Source organism: Corynebacterium auris (assembly GCF_030408575.1).
GTDB classification, from domain to species: Bacteria; Actinomycetota; Actinomycetes; order Mycobacteriales; family Mycobacteriaceae; genus Corynebacterium; species Corynebacterium auris.
The window spans coordinates 1,668,023-1,693,004 of the sequence record NZ_CP047047.1; the positions used below are offsets into that span (position 1 = coordinate 1,668,023).

23 protein-coding genes, 1 tRNA gene and 1 other RNA gene are annotated in these 24,982 nt (G+C 68.4%); 6 read left to right on the plus strand and 19 right to left on the minus strand.

From position 1 onward, the window contains the following. The first annotated feature begins 70 nt into the window (after positions 1-70). Entirely contained in the window at positions 71-1,282 is a 1,212-nt protein-coding gene (locus CAURIS_RS07940; RefSeq protein WP_290341517.1) for a galactokinase family protein, read from the plus strand. A gap of 5 nt (positions 1,283-1,287) precedes the next feature. On the opposite strand, the gene CAURIS_RS07945 is transcribed toward CAURIS_RS07940, so the two are convergent. The 5 genes from CAURIS_RS07945 to CAURIS_RS07965 form a co-directional block, all read right to left on the minus strand. Beyond that, positions 1,288-2,679 (minus strand): RNB domain-containing ribonuclease, encoded by a 1,392-nt coding sequence (locus tag CAURIS_RS07945; protein ID WP_290341518.1) that lies wholly within the window; start codon positions 2,677-2,679, stop codon positions 1,288-1,290. 50 nt (positions 2,680-2,729) lie between these two features. Beyond that, an RNA gene (gene rnpB / locus CAURIS_RS07950) (RNase P RNA component class A) lies at positions 2,730-3,140 on the minus strand. A 44-nt stretch (positions 3,141-3,184) separates the two neighbouring features. Continuing rightward, positions 3,185-4,282 (minus strand): bifunctional RNase H/acid phosphatase, encoded by a 1,098-nt coding sequence (locus tag CAURIS_RS07955; protein WP_290341519.1) that lies wholly within the window; start codon positions 4,280-4,282, stop codon positions 3,185-3,187. A 6-nt stretch (positions 4,283-4,288) separates the two neighbouring features. Next, entirely contained in the window at positions 4,289-4,975 is a 687-nt protein-coding gene (locus CAURIS_RS07960) for a zinc ribbon domain-containing protein (protein ID WP_290341521.1), read from the minus strand. 23 nt (positions 4,976-4,998) lie between these two features. Continuing rightward, a complete protein-coding gene (locus CAURIS_RS07965) occupies positions 4,999-6,141 on the minus strand; it encodes a Nif3-like dinuclear metal center hexameric protein (protein ID WP_290341522.1) in 1,143 nt (380 codons plus the stop codon). A gap of 137 nt (positions 6,142-6,278) precedes the next feature. Here CAURIS_RS07965 and CAURIS_RS07970 point away from each other — a divergent pair, with 137 nt between their 5' ends. After that, complete coding sequence (locus CAURIS_RS07970; protein WP_290343356.1) at positions 6,279-6,698, plus strand: low molecular weight protein-tyrosine-phosphatase; 420 nt, start codon at positions 6,279-6,281, stop codon at positions 6,696-6,698. A 9-nt stretch (positions 6,699-6,707) separates the two neighbouring features. After that, positions 6,708-7,589 (plus strand): SURF1 family cytochrome oxidase biogenesis protein, encoded by an 882-nt coding sequence (locus CAURIS_RS07975; protein WP_290343357.1) that lies wholly within the window; start codon positions 6,708-6,710, stop codon positions 7,587-7,589. A gap of 129 nt (positions 7,590-7,718) precedes the next feature. On the opposite strand, the gene CAURIS_RS07980 is transcribed toward CAURIS_RS07975, so the two are convergent. The 3 genes from CAURIS_RS07980 to CAURIS_RS07990 form a co-directional block, all read right to left on the minus strand. Then, the gene (locus tag CAURIS_RS07980; protein ID WP_290341523.1) at positions 7,719-8,018 is read right to left on the minus strand and encodes a hypothetical protein; all 300 of its coding nucleotides are present in this window, start codon (positions 8,016-8,018) and stop codon (positions 7,719-7,721) included. After that, positions 8,008-8,083: transfer RNA gene (locus CAURIS_RS07985), tRNA-Val, on the minus strand. The genes CAURIS_RS07980 and CAURIS_RS07985 overlap by 11 nt, the downstream gene beginning before the upstream one ends. A 47-nt stretch (positions 8,084-8,130) precedes the next feature. Further along, on the minus strand, positions 8,131-8,565 hold the full coding sequence (locus CAURIS_RS07990) for a DUF3052 domain-containing protein (RefSeq protein ID WP_290341524.1): 435 nt from the start codon (positions 8,563-8,565) through the stop codon (positions 8,131-8,133). 100 nt (positions 8,566-8,665) lie between these two features. Here CAURIS_RS07990 and aceE point away from each other — a divergent pair, with 100 nt between their 5' ends. Next, positions 8,666-11,443, plus strand: coding sequence for a pyruvate dehydrogenase (acetyl-transferring), homodimeric type (gene aceE / locus CAURIS_RS07995; protein WP_435383996.1), 2,778 nt, complete (start codon positions 8,666-8,668; stop codon positions 11,441-11,443). A 368-nt stretch (positions 11,444-11,811) separates the two neighbouring features. Here the strand turns inward: aceE and CAURIS_RS08000 are convergent, their stop codons facing one another. Continuing rightward, entirely contained in the window at positions 11,812-12,660 is an 849-nt protein-coding gene (locus CAURIS_RS08000) for a putative endonuclease domain-containing protein (protein WP_290341526.1), read from the minus strand. A 27-nt stretch (positions 12,661-12,687) separates the two neighbouring features. Continuing rightward, positions 12,688-13,581: an alpha/beta fold hydrolase gene (locus CAURIS_RS08005; protein ID WP_290341527.1), complete on the minus strand. Its 894-nt coding sequence runs from the start codon at positions 13,579-13,581 to the stop codon at positions 12,688-12,690. Between the two features lie 25 nt (positions 13,582-13,606). On the opposite strand from CAURIS_RS08005, the gene CAURIS_RS08010 reads away from it, so the two are divergent. Continuing rightward, complete coding sequence (locus CAURIS_RS08010; RefSeq protein ID WP_290341528.1) at positions 13,607-13,882, plus strand: acyl carrier protein; 276 nt, start codon at positions 13,607-13,609, stop codon at positions 13,880-13,882. Between the two features lie 10 nt (positions 13,883-13,892). On the opposite strand, the gene CAURIS_RS08015 is transcribed toward CAURIS_RS08010, so the two are convergent. The 9 genes from CAURIS_RS08015 to CAURIS_RS08055 form a co-directional block, all read right to left on the minus strand. Then, positions 13,893-15,827, minus strand: coding sequence for a gamma-glutamyltransferase family protein (locus CAURIS_RS08015; RefSeq protein ID WP_290341529.1), 1,935 nt, complete (start codon positions 15,825-15,827; stop codon positions 13,893-13,895). Between the two features lie 54 nt (positions 15,828-15,881). Then, positions 15,882-16,070 carry a hypothetical protein gene (locus tag CAURIS_RS08020; RefSeq protein WP_290341530.1) on the minus strand — a complete coding sequence of 63 codons (189 nt, stop codon included), beginning with the start codon at positions 16,068-16,070 and terminating at the stop codon, positions 15,882-15,884. Between the two features lie 106 nt (positions 16,071-16,176). Beyond that, the gene (locus tag CAURIS_RS08025) at positions 16,177-17,550 is read right to left on the minus strand and encodes an NAD-dependent succinate-semialdehyde dehydrogenase (protein ID WP_290341531.1); all 1,374 of its coding nucleotides are present in this window, start codon (positions 17,548-17,550) and stop codon (positions 16,177-16,179) included. After that, positions 17,543-17,863 carry a hypothetical protein gene (locus CAURIS_RS08030; protein ID WP_290341533.1) on the minus strand — a complete coding sequence of 107 codons (321 nt, stop codon included), beginning with the start codon at positions 17,861-17,863 and terminating at the stop codon, positions 17,543-17,545. Before CAURIS_RS08030 ends, CAURIS_RS08025 begins: the two co-directional genes overlap by 8 nt. Positions 17,864-18,115: 252 nt before the next feature. Then, the gene (locus tag CAURIS_RS08035) at positions 18,116-19,039 is read right to left on the minus strand and encodes a DMT family transporter (protein ID WP_290341534.1); all 924 of its coding nucleotides are present in this window, start codon (positions 19,037-19,039) and stop codon (positions 18,116-18,118) included. A 10-nt stretch (positions 19,040-19,049) separates the two neighbouring features. Continuing rightward, on the minus strand, positions 19,050-19,991 hold the full coding sequence (gene uriH, locus CAURIS_RS08040) for a uridine-preferring nucleoside hydrolase UriH (RefSeq protein ID WP_290341535.1): 942 nt from the start codon (positions 19,989-19,991) through the stop codon (positions 19,050-19,052). 4 nt (positions 19,992-19,995) lie between these two features. Continuing rightward, positions 19,996-21,423: a uridine transporter UriT gene (gene uriT / locus CAURIS_RS08045; RefSeq protein ID WP_290341537.1), complete on the minus strand. Its 1,428-nt coding sequence runs from the start codon at positions 21,421-21,423 to the stop codon at positions 19,996-19,998. Between the two features lie 27 nt (positions 21,424-21,450). Then, complete coding sequence (locus CAURIS_RS08050; protein ID WP_290341538.1) at positions 21,451-22,269, minus strand: serine hydrolase domain-containing protein; 819 nt, start codon at positions 22,267-22,269, stop codon at positions 21,451-21,453. A 10-nt stretch (positions 22,270-22,279) separates the two neighbouring features. Continuing rightward, the gene (locus CAURIS_RS08055) at positions 22,280-23,074 is read right to left on the minus strand and encodes a TRIC cation channel family protein (protein WP_290341539.1); all 795 of its coding nucleotides are present in this window, start codon (positions 23,072-23,074) and stop codon (positions 22,280-22,282) included. A gap of 153 nt (positions 23,075-23,227) precedes the next feature. On the opposite strand from CAURIS_RS08055, the gene CAURIS_RS08060 reads away from it, so the two are divergent. Next, complete coding sequence (locus tag CAURIS_RS08060; RefSeq protein WP_290341540.1) at positions 23,228-24,841, plus strand: AbgT family transporter; 1,614 nt, start codon at positions 23,228-23,230, stop codon at positions 24,839-24,841. Positions 24,842-24,982 lie beyond the last annotated feature (141 nt).

Below are 24,982 nucleotides of genomic sequence, written 5' to 3' on the forward strand. Positions count from 1 at the left end.
CGTTGGTAGTCTGGAGGGCTATGGCGCATCCGCGCCGCGCAGCACCCCACCCCGAAAGGACGTGTTCATCATGGCCGTGTGGGCCGCCGACGAGACCTCCCCCGCCAAACGCGCCTGCGACCTGCACCGCGAGGTCACCGGCCGCAGCCCATCGCGGTGCGCCTCCGCGCCCGGGACGTGGGTGCTCATCGGCGAAAACGTGGACCACTTCGGCGGGGTGACGCTGCTGGGGCTGACGTCCCTGCGCGCCGCCGCCGCCGTTTCGCCCCGCACCGACGAGACGATCCGCATCGAGCTGCGCGGCCCGGACGGCTACAGCATCTCCTCCACCGGCTCGCTAGACGCCCTGCAGGAGGAAGGCTCCCTGGACAGGCTGACCCGGCGCGTCATCGGCCTGGTTTCTCTGCTCATTTCCCGCCAGGTGATCTCCCGCGACACTCGCGGCCTGGATATTTCCCTGGTCACCGACATCCTCCCCGGTGCCGGCCTGGGTTCGCTCTACGCGGGCGACGCCGCCCTGGCGCTCGCCCTCGCGGGCGATGACCCGGAGATCGACGAAGCCCCCCTGCGCGCCCGCCTCGCCGAAATCTGCTCCCACAACGTCACGCTCAACTCCCCGCTCGCCGTGCTGCGCGCCCGCCACACCGCGGCGCTGCGCGGCAAGAGCGGGACGATCTCCGTGGTCGACTACGCCGACGGCTCCGTCACCCAGGCCCCCCACCCCGCGCGTTTGGGGGTGCGGATCTTCGCCGTGACGGAATCCTGGGGCGAGCCCTACGACAGGCAGACGCAGCGCATCGCCGAGCGGCGCGCCTTCATCGACGCCGCCTGCGCGAACTTCGGTGTCGATTCCCTGCGCCAGCTGCCCAACGCCGCCGAGCGCGTCGTCGAGTGGGTGGAGGCCCGCCGCCAGGTCACCGGCCCTGATTCCGCCCCCGCCCCGGAGGTCGCACGCTCCTGGGTGCGCTTCTGCGAAACGGAGACGCTGCGCTCCCTCGCCACCGCCAAGGCGCTGCGCTCGCGCCGCGACAACGAACTGTTCACCCTGCTCAACTCGGCCTCCGAGCAACACGACCTGGACACCCCCGACGCCCTGGTCAGTGACCTGCTCAGCCGCGGCGCCCGCTCGGCCCGCCCCGCCGCCGCGGGCAACTCCCCCGCCGCGCTCGCCTTCGTGCCGCTGCGCGCAGCCGAGGCGTTCCTTGCCTCCACCGCGCGCGACTACGAGGTCGTTGAGGTACTGCCCGGCGAGGTCGCCCGCGTGGAGGATATCTCCAGCTAGCGCCGCTAATCAGCTGGCCAGGCGAAGGCAACCTCCCGGTTGTCGATGTCGGCGCGGATGAGCGAGACGGCAGTCTCCCTGCCCTCGTCGGGGTGGCCGAGGCACGGGGCCAGCACGGGCGGGTCCACCACGAAGATGCGCGCCTGATCCGCCTGCTGGTCCGAGTGGAGCACGACGGCATCGAAGTTGTGGCCCAACCACGGGCGCAGCACGGTGGCCTCCGTGAGGTTCAGGCAGGCCTTGTCCACTGTGTTGGCCAGCTGGGAGGTGCGCCCCATGGTCTTCACCACGCGATTGCTTTCGGCTGTGACCCACTCCGGCACGTCCGTTCCAGCGCAGATGGACAAGCAGACCTCGGTGGCGTACCGGTCGATGAGCCGGCGCAGCGGCGCGGTGACGTGGCTGTAGTAACCGCCGATCCCGGCGTGTACCTCGGGCTCCTTTTCCTCCAGGTTGACGTAGCCCGAGCCACGCAACAATTTCTGTGCTTCCCGCATGACGGCCATCCCGCGCGGGGTGTCCGCGTCAACGGTGGCGAGGAACTGGCCGATATCGGGGCCCGGGGCGAACCCGAGGTTGCGGATCTCCTGCATGAAGTCGTCCTCGGCCCCGGTCGGGGCGGGCCCCAGGGTGCGCAGAAAACCCTTGCCGGCCTCGACCATCATCTGTCCCGCCACCATGCCGGTAAGCAGCGAAATCTCCGAGTTGTAGTCCATGACGGGGTGGCGCGGCTCGATGACGAGCTCGAAGTGGCCCTCCTCGTTTTCCACCACGCGCACCGAGGGCACCCGCAGGTTGATCGCCTGCCGCCGCAGCGAGCTCGCCTGCCGCAGCTTGCCCACCTCGGGCAAAAGCTCGATGGAGGGGTGGGGGCGGCCAGCGTCGAAGTCCTCCTGCACGCTGTCGTAATCCAGGCGCGCGACGCTGTGCACCAGCGCGCGCTCGACGCGAGCGTCCGTCACCTCGGCCCGCTCGTCGAGGCGGAAGGTCCACAGGGCCGCGGGCCTATCGACGTCGGGAAGCAGCGAAGCGGCGTCCTCGCTGAGCTCCTCCGGGTGCAGGCGGGCTGGCTCATCGGGCAGGTAGACCGTCTGGCCGCGCTCGAAGGACTCCTCCTTCGTCGCGCTGGCGGGCTCAACGAACGCCGCGACGTCCGCGATGGCGTAATAGACGGTGTAGCCGGACCCCGAGCGCTCGATGTATACCGCCTGGTCGAGGTCCTTCGACCCGGCCGGATCGATGGTGACGAAGGCGATATCACGGGCGTCGCGGCGCTGCCCCGCAAAGCGGTCGGTGAGCTGGGCCGCCTCGGCGTGGACTGCGGGGGAGAAATCCGTGGGAACGCCGAACTCACGGGCGATGGCGCGGAAATTCAGCGGGGCGGCATACAGCTTCATAACCAGCCATTGTGACAGAATCGCCCGCCCCGCGCCGCGCAAAAAAGGGGCGAACGAGCCGACCTGTAAGCCGGATTCTGTGCCCCGAGGGGCGGCGACCATCCATCTGGGCCACCCATTGCTGGGCGCCTCAAGCAGCTACCTTCGGACTGGGCGGGCAGCCTCCGACATCACGTCGCGTCCGACGACCCCCGCCGCGGCGGCGGGGGCTCTTGCCTTGCTCCCGGTGGGGTTTACCTGGCCGCGCGTGTCACCACACACGCCGGTGCGCTCTTACCGCACCCTTTCACCCTTACCTGCCCACGAAAGACAGGCGGTCTACTTTCTGTTGCACTTTCCCGCGGATCGCTCCGGGTTGCTGTTAGCAACCACCGTGCCCTGTGGAGTCCGGACTTTCCTCGACCCCCGCCCGACCCGCTCGAAGCGGCGGTACGGGAAGCCGCGGTCACCCGGCCGACTCGTTCGCTGGGACCTAAGCTTACGCCCGCCCCGCCGGAGAAGGGAATCAGCCGTGGTGGGAGACGTCGTTGACGCACCGCACCACGCCGTAATCACCGTAAAACTCGGCGACGGAAACGGACGCCAGGTCGAGGAAGACGTGGCGGAACACCTCAACGCCGGCGCCGAGAGCCTGCCGCACCACCGACTTGATCGGCGCCATGTGGGTAACCACGAGGATGGTCTTTCCCTCGTACTCCTCCTGCAGTCTCAGCCGCGCCCGGGTGACGCGGCGGTGCAGCTGCGTCAGCGACTCCCCGCCCGGCGGCGGGGTGCTCGCGGAGGCCTCCCACTGCGCGAACTCGGCGCCGTGGCTCTCCATCGCTTGCTCGCGCGTGAGCCCCTCGAAGGCCCCGAAATCCATCTCGCGGAAGCCCTGCGCCACCTGAACCTCGTCGATGCCGAGCGCGTCGGCGCAGGCTCGCGCCGTATCCCGGGCGCGCGAGGAGGGCGAGGAAACCACCACATCGATGCCTCCCAGCCGCGCTACCGCAGCCGCAGCCCGGCGCGCCTGCTCGCGGCCCACCTCGGTCAGCTGCGGGTCCGAGGAACCGCTGTAGCAGTGGTTGACCGAGTGCTCCGTCTGCCCGTGGCGCAGCAGCACGAAGCGCGTGCACGGGTCCTCGCAGCCGGACCAGTGGGCCGGGCCCGCCACGACGTGGCCCGAAGAAGGCGCACCCACGACGCCCACCGGGGCGCCCTTGGCCGCCGCGTCCATGGCCACGTTGGACAGCTCGTCGGCCTTCTTGTTCTTCGCGCGGGGGACCCAGGTGTACGTGACAGCGTCGAAACGCTCGGCGAGCGCGCGGGCCTCGAGCGCGAGCTTTTGCATGTCGGGGTGCTTGATCTTCCAGCGCCCGCTCATCTGCTCGACGACGAGCTTGGAGTCCATGTAGACCTCAACCTCGCTCGCCCCCGCTTCGGCGGCGGCCTCCAGGCCGCGCAACAGGCCGGTGTATTCGGCGACGTTATTGGAGGACTTCTGCCCCACCACGTACGCGATCTCCGCCAGCGTTTCGCCCTGCGGGCCGTAGACGACGGAGCCGGAGCCTGCGACACCGGGGTTTCCGCGGGAGCCGCCGTCGGTGTAGACCGTGACCTTCATGGCGTCCTACCCCTCGTTCGGGGCGACGCGCACGAGCAGGGCGCCGCAGTTGGGGCAGGTGGGAAGCTCATCGGCGGGCACGCCCATGGCCTCGGCACGCTCGGCGGGCGGCAGCTGGAGGAAGCAGGAATGGCAGGTGCGCCCGTTAAAGGACGCGGCCCCCACGTCGTCGTACAGCGCAAGGACGTCGGCGGGCAGCTGATCGCGCAGCGCGCCGGGGTCGGCGGCGACGGGCTCGGGAAGCGCCTCGACGGCGCGGCGGGCCGCGGCCACCTTCCGGTCCGCCTCGTCGAGGCGCGCGCCGTGGTTATCGCGGTTGTTGCGCAGCGCCGCGATCTCGTTGTGGGCCTCCTTGAGCTCTGAGAGCAGGTCCGCGATGCGCGACTTCGCCGCGTAGCGGTCGTGTTCCAGATCACGGCGGCGATCCGGATCCGTCTCGGCGCCCAGCTGGCGCTTGTCGTCGAGCTCCCGCTTTTTCAGCTTGCGCTCGTCCTCCTGGATGCGCAGGATCTCCAGTTCCATGTCGTCGACGGCGAGCTGGGCCGCCGCGGCGGCGGACGCGACCCGCTCGCGCTCCTGCAGCAGCGCGTCGAGCTCCTTCTGCTCCGGCGAGGCGGCTGCGGGGTGCGCGGCGTGGCGGTCGGCGGCGGCGAGCTCCAGAAGCACCGGCTGCAGCTCGGGTGAGAGGTTCACGTTGGCTCCTTCAGATCGGTTTTCTAGCGACTGGGGTGGGCGGACAGGGTCCAGGGGTCCGTGCGGATGCGGAGGATCTCGGTGTCCACGCTCAGGCGTTTCACGATACCTTCCGCCTGCTGCGTCCACGGGAACTCGCTGGCCCAGTGGGCCGTGTCCACCACCGCCGGGCCGCCCGCGGCCAGGTGCTCGTCGACCGGGTGGTGGCGCAGGTCCGAGGTCACGTAGACATCGACGCCGAGCTTCGCGACGTCCCCCAGGAACCCGTCCCCGGCACCCGAGGACACCGCCACCGTGCGGACAATGCGCTCCGGGTCTCCCGCGGCGCGCACCCCCCACGCCGTCTCCGGCAGGGCGTCGGCAACCTGCTGGGTGAACTCGCGCAAGGTCATCGGCCGCGGGAGCTCGCCGATGCGGCCCAGCCCGGTCGCCGTGGACAGGTCGGAGGTGTCCGGCATGGCGACGACGTCGAAGGCCGGCTCCTCGTAGGGGTGGGCGGCCCGGAGGGCGTCGATAAGCGTGCGGCGAAGCCTGGTGGGTGCGACGAACTCGACGCGGGTCTCGGGCGCGGAGTGGTGCTCACCGACGGTGCCGTCGGTGGGGTCGGCGCCGTCGAGCGGGGTGAACCCGCCGGTGCCCGGCCATTCGAAGGCGCATTCGGCGTAGTTGCCGATGCGCCCTGCCCCCGCCGCGAAAAGCGCCTTCTTGAGTTCGGCGGAGTGCGCCGCCGGGACCTGCACGCCCCACTTGTCCACCCCGTCCAGCGTGACGGGCACGATCGGGCGCCCCGGGACGATCCCCACGAGCTCGGCGAGCTTGTCGGAGACCCCCGGGCGGGCCGAGTCCGCGTTGGTGTGCGCCGCGAACAGGGCGCAGCCGCCTGCGATCAGGTGGTGCACGATCCGCCCCTTCGGCGTGTTGGCGGCCACCGAGGACACCCCGCGCAAAAGCAGCGGGTGGTGCACGACGAGCATGTCCGCTTTGCGCTCAACCGCCCGGCGCGCCACCTCCATGGTGCAGTCCAGGGCGAAGGCGACCTTTTCCACCGGGGCTGCCGGGTCGCCGCAGATCAGGCCCACCTTGTCCCAGCTCTCGGCGAGCGCTGGCGGGTAGGCGGCATCGAGCGTGGCAACGACGTCGGCGACTGTCACGGGCTGAGTAGTCATGGCTCCTACCCTACAAAGGCACCCGACATCGGGGTCCCGCTAGAGTTGGGGAGAGATTGACTGAGGAGGCTTTTTACGTGGACACCGCTCCGCTGCACATTGAGTTCGTCTGCACCGGGAACATCTGCCGCTCCCCCATGGCGGAGGTCATCGTCCGCGCCAAGCTGAAAGAGGCGGGGCTGGGCGGCTCCACGGTAGTTACCTCCTCCGGCACCGGCGGCTGGCACGTGGGCTCCCGCGCCGACGAGCGCGCCGTCTACGAGCTCGCCGAAAACGGCTACGACGGCTCCCGCCACCGCGCCCAACAGTTCGGGCAGGCGCAGCAGGACGCGGACCTCATCGTCGCCCTCGAGCAGCGCCACGTCTCCGAGCTCGTCGCGCGCGGGGTGCCCGAGGAGAAGATCCGCCTCCTGCGTTCCTTCGATCCGCAGGCCCCGGAGGGCGCCGGGGTCGAGGACCCCTACTACGGCGGCCAGGCGGGCTTTCGCACCACCCGCGAGCAAATTGAGGCGGCGGCCGACGGCATTATCGATTGGGTGCGTGCCCGCGTAGAGTAGGCAGGTGTGATGGCGACGACGAACGAAAAACCCTGGTGGAAGACGTTCCTCACCCCCGGCTGGGTGATCGCCGCCCTGCTCATCGCGGCGTTTTCCTACTTTGCCTTCACCTTCCTCGCGCCCTGGCAGCTGGGCAAGAACGAGGCCCTGGTGGAGCGCAACGAGCACATCGAACACGCCTTTGACAACGACCCGATCCCCTTCGACGCGAGCGCCGAGGAGTGGACCCGCGTCTACCTCACCGGCCGCTACCTACCCGAGGACGAGGTCCTTTTGCGCCTGCGCCCCGTCGACCGCACCCCGGCTTTCCAGGTGCTCACCCCCTTCGCCCTCGACAGCGGCGAGACGGTCCTGGTCAATCGCGGGTGGGTACCCGCCAGCGACGGCGGCACCGAGGTCCCGGAGTTCAGCTCCGCCCCCACCGGCCGCCTCACCGCGACCGGCTTTGTGCGCGCCGACGAGGGCGTCCACCCGACTCCCCCGATGCACGACCAGGGCTACGACATGGTCTACTCAATCAGCACCGGGCAGGTCTCCGAGCTGACCGGCCAGCCCCTCGCCAGCCCCTACGTGCAGCTCGCCGCCGGCGAGCCCGGCGAGCTGCAGGCCATCCCGCTGCCGCAGCTCGACACCGGCAACCACCTCTCCTACGGCCTGCAGTGGATCGCCTTCGGCATCCTCGCCCCCGCCGGGCTCATCTACTTCATCTGGGCCGAAACGCGCGAAAGGCGCCGCTTCCGGGAGGAGCAGGAGGCACTGCTTGCCGACGCCCCCCTCGCCGACACGCCCTCCGAGCCCGCTCCTTCCGAGCCCGCGCCTGCCCGCCCCCGGTACGGCTCCGCCAAGCGCAACCCCTGGGCCGCGTCCTACGATAGGCAGGAAGAACGCTAGCCCACCCGCCACGAGGTGCCTATGTTTTCCCCGTCCGACCACGCCCTTCTCAGCTCCTGCCTCGCCGCGCTGCGCGACGCAGGGATCACCCCCGCCCCCGACATCGAAACAGCGGACTTCGAGGACGCCCTAAGCGACGACCCCGCCGCGTTCCGCGACTTCCCCATCAGCGCGCTGGCAGCGCAGTTCGACCCCGACGGTGCCCCCATGCTCACGGGCGTCTCGCTCGAGGCCCTCTCCGCCGCAGCCTGCGCCCTCCACGGCACTGAGCTCAGCGAGTTCGTGGTTGTCCCCGACCCCGGCTCTCGCCACGCCGGCTCCGCCCGGTTGCGCATCGGGCAGTGGGACGTCGTGGACGTCAGCTACGACCTCGCCGCCGCCCCCGACGTCGCCCAGGTCGAAGCATGGGCGAAAAAAATGGTGCGCCATGACGGGTTCGAACCGCCGACCTACTGGGTGTAAACCAGTTGCTCTTCCAGCTGAGCTAACGGCGCGCGCCCCGAAACCCTACCACGGGGCACCTGCGGGGCACCAAACCCGGCTACTTTTTCGCGCCGGCCGCGGTGAGGCAGGAGCCCTGCCACTCGCCGAGGCGGTCGGCCCTCGTCTGCACAAAGCCCGCCAGCTGTGCCGACTCCGAGATGTCGCCGGGCTCAACCGCGTCCGACTTCGTGGCCGAGGGGGTGAGCAGCCAGATGCGGCCTCCTTCGCTGAGGTTTCGCCCAGCGTCCATCAACGCGTCCACAAGGTCGCCGTCGCCGGTGCGGAACCACAGGAGGACGACGTCGCAAAGCTCGTCCGTGTCTTCGTCGAGAAGCGGCTGCCCGATGACGTCCTCGATGGCCTCTGAAATGCTAGAATCCGCGTCCTCGTCCCACCCGATCTCCTGAACGATGCAGTCTCGGCGAATTCGCAGACGGTCTACGTAGCTGTCGACACCAGCGGCGCCCACGTGTTTGTCCTCCTTGGTAAACATCAGGTACGTGATACCCGAAGATGATAACCCGCCGACCGCGTCGCGCGCGGGGTATTCTCGGCAGTGAAAGGTAAAAACCCCTAATTACGGAGGCTCCACCGTGGCTGACTTCGACCTCGCCGAGAAGGACCCATACGGCAACGACCGCGAATCCAACATCCCCTCGATCCGCGAGGGGGTGGCCTCCTACCTGCACGATCAGGACCCGGAAGAAACCCGGGAATGGATGGATTCCTTCGACGGGCTGCTCGACTCCTCCTCCCCCGAGCGTGCCCGCTACCTCATGCTCCGGCTCATCGAACGTGCTTCCGCCAAGCGCGTCCCACTGCCCGCGCTTTCCTCCACGGACTTCGTCAACACCATCCCCACCTCGATGGAACCCGAGTTCCCGGGCGACGAGAAGATTGAGAAGCGCTACCGCCGCTGGATGCGCTGGAACGCCGCCATCATGGTCCACCGCGCGCAGCGCCCCGGCGTCAAGGTCGGCGGCCACATCTCCACCTACGCCTCCGCCGCCGCCCTTTACGAAGTCGGCTTCAACCACTTCTTCCACGGCAAGGACGCCGAGCAGGGCGGCGACCACGTCTTCTTCCAGGGCCACGCGTCCCCCGGCATGTACGCCCGCGCCTTCCTCGAGGGCCGACTGACCGAAGACGACCTCGACGGCTTCCGCCAGGAGCACTCCCGCCCGCAGGGAGGCCTGCCCTCCTACCCGCACCCGCACGGCATGCCCTCCTTCTGGGAGTTCCCCACCGTGTCCATGGGCCTCGGCCCGATGAACGCCATCTACCAGGCGCGCTTCAACAAGTACCTGCAGAACCGCGGCATCAAGGACACCGACAAGCAGCACGTTTGGGCGTTCCTCGGCGACGGCGAGATGGACGAGCCCGAGTCCCGCGGCCTGATTCACATGGCGTCCCTCTACGGCCTCGACAACCTCACCTTTGTCATCAACTGCAACCTCCAGCGCCTCGACGGCCCCGTCCGCGGCAACGGCCAGATCATCCAGGAGCTCGAGGCCTTCTTCATCGGCGCCGGCTGGAACGTCATCAAGGTGGTATGGGGCCGCGAATGGGACGCCCTTCTGGACAAGGACGAGGAAGGCGCCCTCGTCCACATCATGAACACCACCAAGGACGGCGACTACCAGACCTTCAAGGCCAACGACGGCGCCTACGTGCGCGAGCACTTCTTCGGCCGCGACCCGCGCACCCTCAAGCTCGTCGAGGACATGAGCGACGAGGAAATCTGGGCGCTGCGCCGCGGCGGCCACGACTACCGCAAGGTCTACGCTGCCTACAAGCGCGCGCTGGAGACCAAGGGCAAGCCCACCGTCATCCTCGCCCACACCGTCAAGGGTTACGGCCTCGGCCACAACTTCGAGGGCCGCAACGCGACCCACCAGATGAAGAACCTCACCCTCGACGACCTCAAGCTTTTCCGTGACAAGCAGGAAATCCCCATCTCCGACGAAGAGCTCGAGCGCGACCCGTACAACCCGCCCTACTACCACCCGGGCGAGGACGCAGAAGAGATCAAGTACCTCCAGCAGCGCCGTAAGGAACTCGGCGGCTACCTTCCCGAGCGCCGCAACTCCTTCACCCCGCTGGAGCTTCCCGACTTCGAAAAGACCTTCAAGGCCAACTTCAAAGATTCCGGCAAGCAGGAGGTGGCCACCACGATGGCGCTCGTGCGCACCTTCCGCGCCCTCATGCGCGACAAGGAGATCGGCAAGCGCGTCGTGCCCATCATCCCCGACGAGGCCCGCACCTTCGGCCTCGACTCCTGGTTCCCGACCTTGAAGATCTACAACCCGGTGGGCCAGAACTACACCCCCGTGGACCACGACCTACAGCTGTCCTACCGCGAGGCCACCGACGGGCAGATCCTCCACGAGGGCATCAACGAGGACGGCTCTTCCGCCTCCTTCATCGCCGCAGGCACGAGCTACGCGACGCACGGCGAACCGATGATCCCGATGTACATCTTCTACTCGATGTTCGGGTTCCAGCGCACCGGCGACAACTTCTGGGCCGCCGGCGACCAGATGGCCCGCGGCTTCATCATCGGCGCCACCGCCGGGCGCACCACCCTCTTCGGCGAGGGCCTCCAGCACATGGACGGTCACTCCCCGATCCTCGCCTCCACCAACCCGGCCGTGGTCACCTACGACCCCTCCTTCGCCTACGAAATGCCCTACCTGATTACCAAAGGCATCGAGCGCATGTACGGCCCCGACGGCGGCGAAAACGTGATGTACTACATCACCGTCTACAACGAGCCCACCCATCAGCCCGAGCGCCCCGCCGACCTCGACGTCGAGGGCCTGCACCGCGGCATCTACCTCTACCAGCGCGGCGAGGACAAGGACCTGCAGGTCTCCCTCCTCGCCTCCGGCACGGGCATGCGCCACGCGCTGCGCGCCAAGGAGATCCTCGAGGAGGACTACAACGTCGGCGCCTCGATCTACTCCGTCACCTCCTGGGTCGAGCTCGCCCGCGACGGGGCGGCGCTGAACAAGGAGAAGCTGCAGAACCCGGGCGCCGACGTCCGCGAGCCCTTCGCCACCACCCAGCTCAAGCAGACCTCCGGCCCGTATGTCGCCACCTCCGACTTCGCCACCGACCTGCACGAGCAGATCCGCCCCTACGTTCCGGGCCAATACATCGTGCTCGGCGCCGACGGCTTCGGTTTCTCCGACACCCGCGAAGCGGCCCGCCGCTACTTCAACATCGACGCTGAATCCATGGTGGTCGCCGCCCTCCTAGGCCTAGCCAACGAGGGCAAAATCGACATGACGGTCGCCGCCGATGCAGCCAAGGACCTCTCCATCGACGATCCGACCGCCACCAACCCCAACGGCGGCGCAGGCGAGTAACCCCCGAGGTCAAGCGCCCCCTGCTTCCTGCGGCGGGGCGCTTTCCCTTGTCTGGGCGCCTCTCGACTTTCCACCACCTACTCGACCGATACGCACCCACAGGCGCAAAACCCCAGGACGCGAGCACGAACCGTCGAGTAGCACCACCGCCTACTCGACCGATACGCACCCACGGGCACAAAACCCCAGGACGCGAGCACGAACCGTCGAGTAGCACCACCACCTACTCGACCGATACGCACCCACGAGCACAAAACCCCAGGACGCGGCCACGAACCGTCGAGTAGCACCACCACCTACTCGACCGATACGCACCCACGAGCGCAAAACCCCAGGACGCGGCCACGAACCGTCGAGTAGCACCGCGCTTAGCGGCGGTACAAGGCGCGACGGCGGGCGAGCTCCCCGTCGTTGAGTGGTGCGGGGACGTTGCCGCTGTAGGGGTCGTCGCCGAGGAAGCGCACGCGGCGAATGGCGTGGGCGACTTGGAGGGCGAGAGCCCCGCTCCACACCTGTCGCCAATTAGCGCGAATGACCAGGTAGCCGTGGCTGAGCAGCTGCTTTTCGCGGATGCGCTCGTCGGCGGTGACGATTTCCGACGTGTACTTGCTGCGCCCGTCGAGCTCCACGGCGATGAACCCGTTCAGCAGGAGGTCGATTCTGCCTGTCAAGGGGTTTCCGGCGATGTCGTAGTACTCGAACGGCGCTTGGCCCCGGATGGAGGCCAGGCCGGGGACCTGCGCCTCGATGAGGCAGTAGCGGCCCACGGTCTCCAGCGCTGATTGGGACGTCGCTGCGGAGTATCGAATGACCCGGCGCAGGTTGCGCAGCCCGTGGGAGCGAGGCAAGGTAGCGGCGAGCGAAAGAAGGTCCGCGCAGGTCACGTCTGGGCGGCGAAAACGGGCCGATTCAAGGACGACGAGCGAGGCCAGGGGACTGTGGTACCTACAGGTGTCAAGGACCGTCTGAATCGTGCTGGCCACCCGCAGGCCCTGCTCCATCACGACGTGCTCGGGCAGCAGGGCGCCGCTGCGGTACACCACGCCGTCCGGCCAGGTCGATGCCTTGGGCGCACGCATGTCGCCCGGCAGCAGCAGGTCCACCGTGTCGACGCGGTCAAGCGTCTTAAGCCCCCGCAGCTTAGCGGCGGCCGGCCCCGTGATGACCGCAGTGCGGGTCGCCGACCCGATCCCCCGAATAAACTCCAACTCCCCCACGGAAGTCCACAGTAAACGACAACCCCCTCACCCGACGTCGCGGACGAGGCGCTCGATGGCGGTGGAGACGGCGCCGGGGGCGTCGAAAGGCGGCATGTGCCCGCTTTCGGGCAGGATCTGGAGGTAGGCGCGGGGCCAGATTTCGTGCAGCTTCGTGGACTGCGAGATCGGGGCGACGGCGTCGTGGGAGCCGACGAGAATGTAGCCGGGGATCGTCGCCAGGACGTCGGCGGCCTCCAGCTCGGAATGTTCGAGGAGATCGTCGAAGTAGCCGGCATAGGTGTCCAGGGGCGTTCGCTGGATCATAGCGGCGTGGAACTTCACCACCGCGTAGCCGACGGGCCGGAAGTAGAAGCCGCAGGCGAGCACGGGCACGAGCAGCCGGGTGCCCAGGGCGAGGAGGCGCTTCATGAGGCGGGGGGATGCCTCGTACAGCCCCTCGTGCAGGGAGCCGACCCACCCCGCGAGGACCTGGGGCATGCCCTGCTCGGCGAAGGGCTCGACGGCCGTAGAGATGAGCACGGCGCCCGCGAGGTCGAGCTCGTGCGCGTAGCGACGCATCAACGACAGCGATACAGGCCCGCCCAGCGAGTGACCCACGACGATGAGGGGGCCGGTCACCCCGCGGTCGCAGAGAACGGCGAAAATATCGTCGGCGGCGTCGTCGACCTGGCACATGTGCGGCGGGGCGGGGCCGGTTCCGCCGTGTCCGCGCAGGTCCACGAGCAGCTGGCGAACCGGCAGCGCAGAAAGCGCCTCGACCTGCAGGACAAACTCGGCGGAGGAGATGTTGAATCCGTGAACGTAGAGCACGGTGATCTCGGCCTCTTCTGGGCCGCGCTCGTACCAGCGGATGTCGAGGCCGTCGTGCGGCGTAGTGCCAGTGCGGTCGTAGCGCAGTGGCGAGCGCGGCGGAGACATGGTGCCCAGTGTATATAGTGGGCGCATGGAGCTCTCCCAACGACTTAACTTTGACGCGCTCAACCTCACGCACGAGGAGCCGGCGGCGGACACCTCGGTCGCTGGGCGCCTCGCGGAGCTCATCGGGCGATTCACCGACGCGGAGGTCACCCCCGACGCGACCCTCGACGAGCTTGGGGTGTCCTCGTTGGACCGGATCGAGCTCGCCGTCCGCGCCGAGGAGGAGTTCGGCGTACGCGCAGACGAATCCGCCTACACTCCCGAGACGACGGTGGGCGAGCTCGTGGAGTGGCTCGCTTAACGACGCCCCCTCACCCTCCCAGCACAATCCCCTCGCGCCGCGGGTCGGCGCCGCCGACGATGCCGCCGTCACGCCGCATCAGGACGGACAGCCCGCTGACCATTTCGTCGGTGACGACCTCGTGGCCCAGCGCGGATAGCTCGTCGACTACTCCGGCCGCGCCGCCGTCCTTGACCAGCGGGTGCTCGCCACCGATGCCTGTTTGCGGGGTGTTGCGGGCGCCGAAGTTGGGCGCGGAGACGGCCTGCTGCGGGTTGAGGCCCCACTCCGTGATGCCCAGGAAGGTCTTCAGCACGTACTGGATGATCAGCGATCCTCCCGGCGAGCCGAGCGCCATCTCCACCGCCCCGTCCGGGCCGAAGACAAGGAAGGGCGCCATCGAGGAGCGCGGGCGTTTGGCGGGTTCGACGCGGTTCGCGGCGGGTTGGCCGGATGCGTCGAGGGGCTCGGCGGAGAAGTCGGTGAGCTGGTTGTTGAGCACGAAGCCGCGCGTGAAATGGAAAGAGCCGAAGGCCGCCTCAACGCTTGAGGTGAAGGAGGCGGCGTTGCCCTGCGCGTCGATGACGTTGACGTGGGTGGTTCCGTGCTCTGGGAGGTCGGCACCTACGCCGACCGGCTGCTCGAGCACGCCGGGGGTGGCCGTACCCAACGACCTTGCGGGGTCGATCAGCCCGGCGCGCTGGGAGGTGTAGGAATCGGCGAGCAGGGCGCCGGACCCACCCGGAATGGATACGAACGCGGGGTCGGCGACGTAGGCGTCGCGGTCGGCGTAGGCCAGGCGCTCGGCCTCGGCGACGAGGTGGATCGCCTCCACGTCCGACAGCGCCCCGTCCGGGCCGGGGTTGTCGGGGGCGTATTGCGCGAGATCATAGCCTTCGAGCAGCCGCAGCGTTTCCAGCACGGCCACGCCTCCGCTCGACGAGGGCGGCATTCCGCACACCTCACGGCCCTTGTACGGCACGCAGAGCGCCTCGCGTACCTCGGGCGTGTACCCGGCGATGTCCGCGGTGGTCATGAGCGAGGGGGTGAGCCCCTCCCCGGCGCGGGTCGCCTCGGAGGCGATGTCGGCCGCGATGGCTCCGGTGTAGAAGTTGTTCGCGTCCTCGGCGATCGCGGCGAGCGTTGCTGCATACTCAGGGTTTGTCAGCCTCGTCCCCGCCGCGAGGGGCTGGCCGTCGGCGTCGAGGAAATAGGTGGCGGCGTTCGGGCTGGCCGCGAGCTGCGCTGCAGAGTCTTCGATCGAGGCCGCCAAGCGCGGGGAAACCTCGAAGCCCTGCTGCGCCAGGTTGATCGCCGGTTGGATGTCGGCGGCCCAGTCGTCCGAGCCGAACTGTCTGTGCAGCTCGGCGAGCGCCGCGACGATGCCCGGCACTCCGATGGAACGGCCGGAGCTGCGGGCGTCGGGAAGCGGGGGCGTCGGGTCGGCATCGGAAACGTGGATGAGGTAGTTCTCGTCGGCGGCGAGCGGGGCGACCTCACGGCCATCGATCGCTACTCGACGCCCCGAGGCCGCGTCGCTGTAGAGAATGTAGCCTCCCCCGCCGATCCCCGAGGACTGCGGCTCAACCAGCCCCAGCACGAACTGGGCTGTCACCACCGCGTCGGCCGCGTTGCCGCCGCCGCGCAGCACCTCGCAGGCGGCTTTCGTGGCCACGGGGTTCGCTGTGGTCACGGCGAAGTTCTGGGCCCGGACCTCCTGCATCCCGCTGCGAAACCCGGTTCCGATCTCGGGCGCCACGCCGATGTCACGCTCGCCCGCCTGGCCGGTGGTCTCCTCGCCGGCGACGTGGCCGGACACACCGTCAGCGGGTTCGCAGTTGGAGACGTCGAGCGTGCTGACATCCGACGCTTCGGGGGTGGAGAGGGCTGGCGTCTCGGAGGCGGGCGCACAGGCGGAGAGCGCGAGGCCCGCAGCGGCGACCGGAACGAGGAGGGGGCGTGACATGGGTCTCATAACCGAATGTTGCCACACCCGATGCCGCGATACAGGCGTTTACGTTCAGGTGCTGCGGAGTCTAAGCAGCGACTCCATGACACCGAGCACGGCGCACGCGAGCGCGTAACCCGCGACGGCCCAAAGTAGGACACGGTGGACGGCCCCGACCTGCAGCACAGCAGCCACCACCAACATCGCCGGGGGCAGGGCCAGGATCGCCGCGCGCAGCACTACACCGCCTGTACGTTTCACCGCCGCGGCGACCACGTAGGCGAGCACGTATGCAACGAGGGCGCCGCACACCCCCGGGCTGAGCAGCAGAGCGGCCGCCAGCACCGGGGGTGTGTCGCGGGGCCAGCTACTCCGCCACGTAGAAGCGCTGCTTGTTCACGAACTCGTCCATCCCCAAGGGGCCTAGCTCGCGGCCGAAGCCCGAGTTTTTGACGCCGCCGAAGGGCAGCTCGGCGCCGCCCGCCTGCGGGATGTTGATGTGGATCATGCCCGTCTCGACGCGGTTAGCCACGCGGCGGGCGCGCTCGACGTCGGAGGAGAAGACGGCGCCGCCGAGGCCGTACTCCGAGTCGTTGGCCAGCGCGATGGCTTCCTCGTCGGAGCTGACTTTGTAGATCTCGGCGACGGGGCCGAAGAACTCCTCGTAGAAGGACTCGGAGCCGACCGGCACGTCGGTGAGCACGGCGGGGGTGAAGTACGCGCCCTCGCCGGTCAGCTCGCCGCCGGTGTGCAGGGTGGCCCCGGCTGCGACGGCATCCTTGACCTGCTGGTCGAGCTTCTCCGCAGCCCCGCGGGAGGACAGCGGGTAGTACTGGCCCTTGCCCGGGTTGGTCGGGTCGCCCTCGGTGAAGGACTCCGCGATGCGGACCATGGCGGCGACGAAGTCGTCGTAGATGTCGTCCATGACGATGATGCGCTTGTTGGAGGTGCAGGCCTGGCCGGTGTTGGCGATGCGCTTCTTCCAGGCGGTCTGAGCTGCCTCCTCGATGTCCGCGGCGTCGAGGACGATGTAGGCGTCGGTACCGCCGAGCTCGAGGACGGCCTTCTTCAGGTTCTCGCCGGCGGTGGCCGCGACGGCGCGCCCGGCGCGCTCGGATCCGGTGAGGCTGACGCCCTGCACGCGCTTATCGGCGATGAGGGTCGCAATCTGGTCGTGGTCTGCGTAAATATTGGTGAACACGCCCTGCGGGGCGCCCGCCTCCTCGAAGATCTCCTGGATGGCCTGGGAGGAGCGCGGGCAAATCTCGGCGTGCTTGAGCAGCACGGTGTTGCCCGCCATGATGTTCGGCGCGGCGAAGCGCGCAACCTGGTAGTAGGGGAAGTTCCACGGCATGACGCCGACGATGACGCCGAGCGGCACGCGGCGCAGGACGGCGTCGCCCCCCTCGTGGTCGATGGGCTCGTCAGCGCCCAGTTCCGCGCCGTGGTCGGCGTAGTAGGTGAAGATGTCCACGACGTCGTCGATCTCGGACTGGCTCTGGTTCAGGGGCTTGCCCATCTCCTGGGTGATGATGGCGGCGAGGCGGTCGCGGTTGGCGTCGAAAAGCGAGGCGACCTTGCGCAGAACCTCGCCGCGGCTTTCGTAGCTTTCGTCGCGCCAAGAGCCGAACGCCTCGTGGGCGGTGGCGAGCGCGGTTTCAAGCTGCTCGTCGGTAATGAAGTCGAAGGTCTCAATGACCTGGTTGTTTACAGGGTTTTGAACGCGGTAGCTATCAGACATGCTCCCCATCGTAGGGACGCATTTCAACGCTCGCCACGAACCCATGCTCGCCTGCTAATACGTTGAGCGCCCGCTCGAACTCGCGCAGCTCCGCCTGCGGGGCGTGGAGAACCTCGCTGCAGGAGTAGCCCTCGGGCGTGCGCCGCCAGCGGGTGCACCACGCGGTGTCCCACTCGTCGATCAGCGGCTCAACGACGGGAGCCGCAGGCAGGGAACACAAGAGCTTCTCGACGTCCCACCGCGCGCCAGCGGGCATGCCATCGACGCTGAACACAGCCGTGACGGTGGCGGGGGCGGCCAGGGTTGTTGTCATGCGGGGACCTTCCTGATGTATCAGTACGCGGCGCGCCGCGCTTGCCTTCGGCCCTCCCCGGTGACTAGCCGGGCGGCTCGGGCGAGCGCGGTGCGAGACGAGGTTCGTCTTCCCCAACGACCTCAGTGAGCGTTGCTTGACTCGTAGACGATCTTGCTTCACTCACACCACAGCGACAACCCTCAAGCCGCACTTGATCCCCCTGTTTAATCAAGTTCGGGTTGAGGTTGAGGGACCCCCGCGGGCAGCGCCCTACAGCAGCCGCACCATCAGCACCCCGACGAACACCAGCACCAGGCCCGCCACGCGCCGGGCGTCCAGGGGGCGCTTGCGCGCTCCGAACGCGCCGACGGACTCCATGACCTGCCCGCCGAGGATCGTGCCGGCGTTCAAGCCGATGACGGTGGTCGCGGTGCCCAGGATCGGCGCCAGCGTCGCCCCCGCGATGACGAAGGTGGCCCCGACGACGCCGCCGAGCCACATCCACCACGGCCCGGGCGACGGGCGGCGCACGAGCTGACGCGGGCTCGTGAGCAGCGCGATAAGGAGCAGGAGCGCCGCCCCGATGAACAGGTTGACCTCGGCGGCGTGCAGGGAGGAACCGACCATGGTGCCCAGGACACCGTTGACCGTTGTTTGCGTCGCAGACCCCATGCCGATAGCCACGCCGACCGCGCGCCAGGCCCACACCTCCGGGCCCGCGGCCTGCTCGCGGTCGGGGCTGTGATTGCGCCCGAGGTTCAGCACGAGCGCGATGCCGGATAAGACCACGAGCGCGCCGAGGAGGCGGCCAGGCCCGACCTCGTGGACCGGGGCGCCGAACAGGCCGAACCGGTCCACGAGGAGCCCCATCACGAGCTGGCCGAGGATGGGCAAAACCATCGTCTGCACGGCGCCGATGCGCGGGAAGAGCAGGATGTTGCCCACGATGAAGCACACCCCCATCACGCCGCCGAGCCAGACCCACCAGCCGGCGCCGGAGGCCGCGGCGAGATCCGGGATGGGGTTGCCCTGCAGCGCCGTCGTGGCCACGATGCTCACGGCCAGCGCCAGGCTGAAGGAAATCAACGCGGAGACCAGCGGCTTGTCGCCTACGCTCAGCCTCAGCCGCGTGTTCGCGGCGGACTGGATGGGGATGATAGCGCCGACGGTGATGGCGACGAGCAGGGCGAGCATGCAGCGGAGGTTACTCCCCCAGCGCGCGAACGGCCTCAACGACGAGGTCCCAGAAGCGCGCGGCGTCGAGCGTCGTGGCCACCTGTGTGTGGCAGTCCGCGGGCGCGGGTGCGCGGAGGTCGGCGACAGTGCGGCCCGCGGTGAGGTCGCCGCGCGTTTCGACGTCCACGGGGACCCGCACGGTGTTCACCACCGCGGGGTCGATGAGGTACGCCAGGCAGCACGGGTCGTGCACCGGCGGGTCGGTAAAACCCTGCGCGTCGCGGTAGTTGGCCCGAAACGCCCCGATGAGCGCCACGAGGAAGTCCCCCGCGGCGGTGCCGAGGGCGGCAAAGCGCTTTTCCACCTCGGGCGTGGCCAGCGCCTGGTGCGTCAGGTCCAGCCCGATCATGGTCACCGGCCATTCCTCGCGGAAAACGATCTGCGCGGCCTCGGGGTCGGCGGCGATGTTGAACTCGGCGGACGCCGTCCGGTTTCCGGTGCCGTAGGCGCCGCCCATAAGCACGACCTCGCGCACCCGCCCGACGATGCGCGGCTCCAGCCGCACCGCCAGCGCGATGTTCGTCAGCGGCCCGGTGGGAACGAGCGTGACCGTGCCGGGCTCGCGCGACATGATCGTCTCGATGATGAAGTCCACCGCATGTCCCTCGCGCACCGGCACGGCCGGCTCGGGCAGTGCGTAGCCGGGCACGGTCATTCCGGTGTCGCCGTGGATGGCCTCCGCAGTTTCGGGGGCCCGCAGAAGGGGGCGGGTGGCCCCGGCGTGGAGGGGGGCGTCGCTACGCCCCGCGATGGTGAGCACCTGGCTCGCGTTGCGCGTGACCTTCTCCAGGGTGTGGTTGCCGCCGACGGTGGTCACCCCGAGCAGGTCGATGGCGGGGTGGCCCGCGGCGAGCAGAAGGGCGACGGCGTCGTCGTGGCCGGGATCGCAGTCAATGATGACGTGGTGCATGTGCTTAGCGCCCCTCGGCGGCGAGGGTGTCGGGGATAGTCTCCGGACGCGGGATGATAAAGGACGCGGCGAAGGCGCCGAGGAGCAGAACCAGGCCGGTCACCATACCCGCGCGGTAGCCGCCGTCGGCGGCCTGGAAGGTCGTCGCGGCGGCGAAGATGACGGTAAACGAGATTCCCGCGCCGAGGTTGAACGCCCCGGCGTTCATGCCGGGCAGGTAGCCCTGGTTGGCCTTCGGGGCGAGCACGACGCCGAGCGAGCCGAGCATGATGTTGGCGATGCCGGCGTAGGTCACGCCGGCTGCGAGGGAGACGGCCAGCAGCAACGCTGGCGTTGGGTTATCCACCACGAGGATGCCGAACAGCACGGACACCACGGCCCCGGCGATACCGATCTTCAGCATGGCCGTGTACCCGATGCGCCCCGCCAGGTAGCCGGAGAGCGGCCCGAAGACGAGGCCGGCGAGCGCGTAGGGGGTCAGCGTCCACCACGACACCTCTGCCGCGGACAGGCCCGGGCCGTTGACCGCGTCCTGCGCGAGGTTGGGAACAAGCCCGTTCATCACCGCGAAGATGCCGGTCATGGTCAGAGTCGTCGTGCACAAAAGGCCCCAGGTGCGGCGCTGCCGAAGAAGAGCGGTGGAGACGAGCGGGTGGGCGCTGGCGGCCTCGACGCGCCAGAAGACCACAAGCGCCGCCGCACCGACGAGCACGAGGACCGCGACGAGGAACCAGTTCGCCGCCTGGAGCTGGCCGGCCTCGTTGAGCGCCGTGAGGATGACGCCGATGGCCACGACGAGCGGCACCACGCCCTTCCAGTCCATCGGCTGGGTCGTTTCCGCGCTGTTTTCCGCCAGCCCGAAGCGCGTGCACACGGCCGCGAGAAGAGCCACCGCCCCGATGAACCAGAACACCGCCCGGAAGCCGAAGGCGTCGGTGAGCCAGCCGCCGAGGAGGGCGTCGAGCCCTGCGATGCCGCCATTGATAGAGGTGAGCACGCCGATGAGTAGCGCAAACTGCTTCTCCTCGCGAACAGCCTGCCGCAGCATCACCGAGGTCAGCGCGACGGTGGGCCCGGACACGCCCTGGATGACGCGGCCAACGAACAGGACCGTGACGTTCGGCGCCAGCGCGGCCACGACCGAGCCGACCGCAGTGAGCGCCATCATGCCCACCAGCACCTTGCGCCGGCCCACCAGATCCCCCCAGCGCGGCATGAACAGGGAAAACAGCGCCGCGGCTGTGAAAAACGCCGTCTGCGTCAGGCCGATCTCGGCAGTGGTGGCGTCCAGCTCGAGCTCCATCGTGGCAAGCGCGGGGGCGAGCATGGAGGCGTTGAGCTGGAACGCGAAGACGGCGGAAAGCAGGGCCAGCATGAGCGGCCACACCTGGCGCAGGGGCAGCTTTTCGCCTGCGGCGGGGATCGTTGTCATAGCTGGATAGTACAACCCGCCTTCGACCTAGAGCGCCTCGAAGATCTCCGCGTTCGTCTCCTGCCACAACGGCTTCGCCCAGTCGCCGAACTCCCGGTCCGTCAGCGCCACCATGGCGGTGCCGGCGCGCGCGTCGTCCACCCAGGAGGGCACCACCCACAGGTAGGTGCCCGACATGCCGAAGTGGCCGACGGTTGCCGCGGGCATATTCCCGCCGGTCCAGTGCGGCGACTTCTCGCCCCTGACCTCGAAGCCGAGCCCCCACGGGCAGGGCTTGTGCATCCCGTAGCCGGGCACCACCCCGCGCAGCTCGCCGAACTGGACGCTCATCGCCTCCCGCACGGTTTCCTCCGCCAGGAGGCTAGGCCGCACAAGCTCGGCGGCGAAGGCACGCATATCGCTTAACGACGCCCGGCCTCCGTGGCCGGCCGAACCATAAATCTCCGCGGTGTCCATCCCCAGCGGGGCGAAGATCCCCTCGCGGGCGTACTCGCCGAAGGCCATGCCCGTTTCCCCCTCGAGGTGCTCGGCGAGGATCTCGAAGCCGGCCGAGGAGTAGATGCGCCGCTCCCCCACCGGCTTCTGGGGCTCGCGGCTGTCGAAGCCGACGCCGCTGGCGTGGGCCAAAAGGTGGCGGATGGTGGAGGGGCGCGGGCCGAGGGCGTCGTCAAGCGAAAATGCCCCCTCCTCGACCGCGAGGAGGACGGCGTAGGCGGAGAGCAGCTTAGTCACGCTGGCGAGCTCGTAGACGCGGGCTTCGTTGCCGTAGCTCGCCTCGGTCTGGCCGACGAGCGCGGCGGAGACGTTCTCGGTGGGCCACGCGCTGAGGTGGGGATTCAGGTCCATGCTGCCGATGCTAGCTGGCGCCCTCGTCGTGTTCTTCGGCCTGGCGCATTTTGTTGTGGCGCCACCGCCGGACCCGGCCCGGCTCGACGTCGCGGGCGACGCGGCGCGCCGAGTTCTCCGCGCCGCTGAACGAACGCCGCACGCGCCGAGCGATGTCGTTGACGGGGGCGAAATCCTGGCGGGTGGGGACGTACCAGCCCGCCCAGTAGATCAGGATGGCGATGGCGAACGCGATAATCGGGCTGCCGATCATCGCGAGGTCGTACTGGCCAAGCCGGAAGCCGACCACCGTGAGCACGGACGCGACGACGGCGGGGATGGCCATGACCTGCTGGTTCTTCAGCAGAGCCGGGACGCGCCCGATCATGATGTCGCGCACTACTGTGCCGCCTGTCGCCGTGAGCAGCCCCATGAGCACGCAACCCAGCGGGGAGACCCCGGCGAGCAGCGCCTTCGAGGAGCCCGTTACGGCCCACACGCCGACGGTGGCCATGTCCGCGTGGTACTGAAACATCGTCCACGCCAGCCCGCGGAGCCGGGTGACGAAGGCCGTGGCGGCGCCCGCCAGCGCTACCCAGATGTACTCGGGGTTCGCCAGCGCCGCGACCTGGCCCGTATCGATGAGAACGTCGCGCGCCGCCCCTCCCGCGAGCGAAGAAATGAGGGCCAGAAGGGCGAAACCAACTATGTCGAAGTTCATCCTCCGCGCGACGGTGCCCGCGACAAGGCTGGTCAGGTAAACACCGATGAGTTCGAGTACGCGGTAGGTCATCTCGGTCGTCTCCACCGCGGCGAGTGTACTCACGGCAGCGCGGCCGATTTTCCGAACATACCGCCGCATCGCCCATAAGGCCTTTAAGATATCTAGGGTAAAAGTCAACAATACGCGCGCCGCCCGCGCGATTCCTTCGCGTTTCGGGCGGTCAAGGGCTTGAGATCGACGATTAGGAAAGAGACTATGGCCGAATCCACGTCTACCCGTCCCCCGGAAGACAGCACGGAGGAGCAGAACAACTCCACGGGTTTCCTCGGGGCCGTTGAAAAGATCGGCAACAAACTACCGAACCCGTTCTGGCTTTTCGTCATCCTCGCGGCCGTCGTCGCGGTCGTTTCCTGGATCGGCTCGCTCGCCGGCATGTCCGCTGAAGACCCGAGCTCGGGCGAGACCGTCGAGGTCGAGTCCCTGCTCACCGCCGACAACATCTCCCGCATGGTGACGGACGCGGTGGAGAACTTCATCTCCTTCCCGCCGCTCGGCGTCATCCTCTCCGTCATGCTCGGCGTCGCAGTCGCCGAACAAACCGGGATGCTGTCAGCTCTGGTCCGCGCCATGGTGGCAAAGGTCAGCCCGAAAATCCTCACCTTCATGGTCGCCCTTGCCGGCGTGACCGGCTCCGTGGCCTCCGACGCCATCTACGTCATCATCATCCCGCTGGGTGCGATGGCCTTCTACGCCGTCGGCCGCTCCCCCATCGTCGGCGCGATGGTAGCCTTCGCCGCCAGCTCGGCGGGCTTCAACGCCTCCCTCATCCTCAACATCACGGACCTGCTGCTCGCCGGCATTTCCACCTCCGCCGCCCAGCTTGTCGACGAGGAATACACCGTCTCCCCCCTAGCGAACATCTTCTTCGTCATCCCCTCGGCGATCGTTTTGTCTCTGCTGATCACCGCGATCACCGAGTTCTTCGTGGATAAGAAGGCCCGCCAGATCGTCGACCACGACGCGATCGACGAAGACGAGCTCTCCTTCTCCAACGCCACCGAGAGCGATAGCCCAGACGACGCCGACGACGACCAGCTCGAGCTTTCCCCCACCGAGTCCAAGGCGCTCAAAGCCACCGGCCTGGTGTTCCTCGCTTTCCTCGCGGTGTTCTTCCTGCTCTTGTTCGTCCCGGCCTCGCCGCTGTCGACGCCGGAGGAGGGCTTCATGGAGTCCCCGCTGATCACGGACATCGCTGTGCCCATCGCGCTGGGCTTCTTCCTGTGCGGCCTGACCTACGGCCTCATTGCCAAGACGATCTCGAGCGCCGGCGACATCCCGGACATGATGGCGACCGGTCTGAAGACCCTGTTGCCCATGCTGGTGCTCTTTTTCGCCGTCTCCCAGTTCCTTGCCTGGTTCGAGTGGTCGAACCTGGGCACGTGGATTGCGATCCGCGGCTCGGAGCTTCTGCAGCGTTGGGACCTGCCGGTTGTCTTGCTCTTCGCCGGCTTCGTGCTCATGGTTGCGCTGATCAACCTGTTCCTGACCTCCGGCTCCGCCCAGTGGGCGCTCATGGCGCCGGTGGTCGTGCCCATGATGATGTACGTCGGCATCGCCCCCGAGGTCACCCAGATGCTCTTCCGCATTGGTGACTCCCCCACCAACATCATCACCCCGATGTCGCCCTACTTTGCTGTGGCCCTGACCTTCCTGCAGCGCTACTACAAGAAGGCGGGCGTGGGCACCCTCATGTCACTCGCCCTGCCCTACTCGCTGACCATGGTCATCGGCTGGTTCATCTTCTTCGTCATCTGGTACTTCCTGGGCATCCCTCTCGGCCCCGGTTCCCCGATGCACTACGAGGTCTAGCTTGGCGACGCCCCCAGGGCGCGCGGGCGAGAAACATCCGGGCATTCCCCGTCCCGGGCGTTCTCGCCCGTGCGCCTTTTCGCGTCTCTGTGCGCCTCTGTGTGCCTCGGTGGCACGGAGGTACAGAACCAGTTTCGCTCC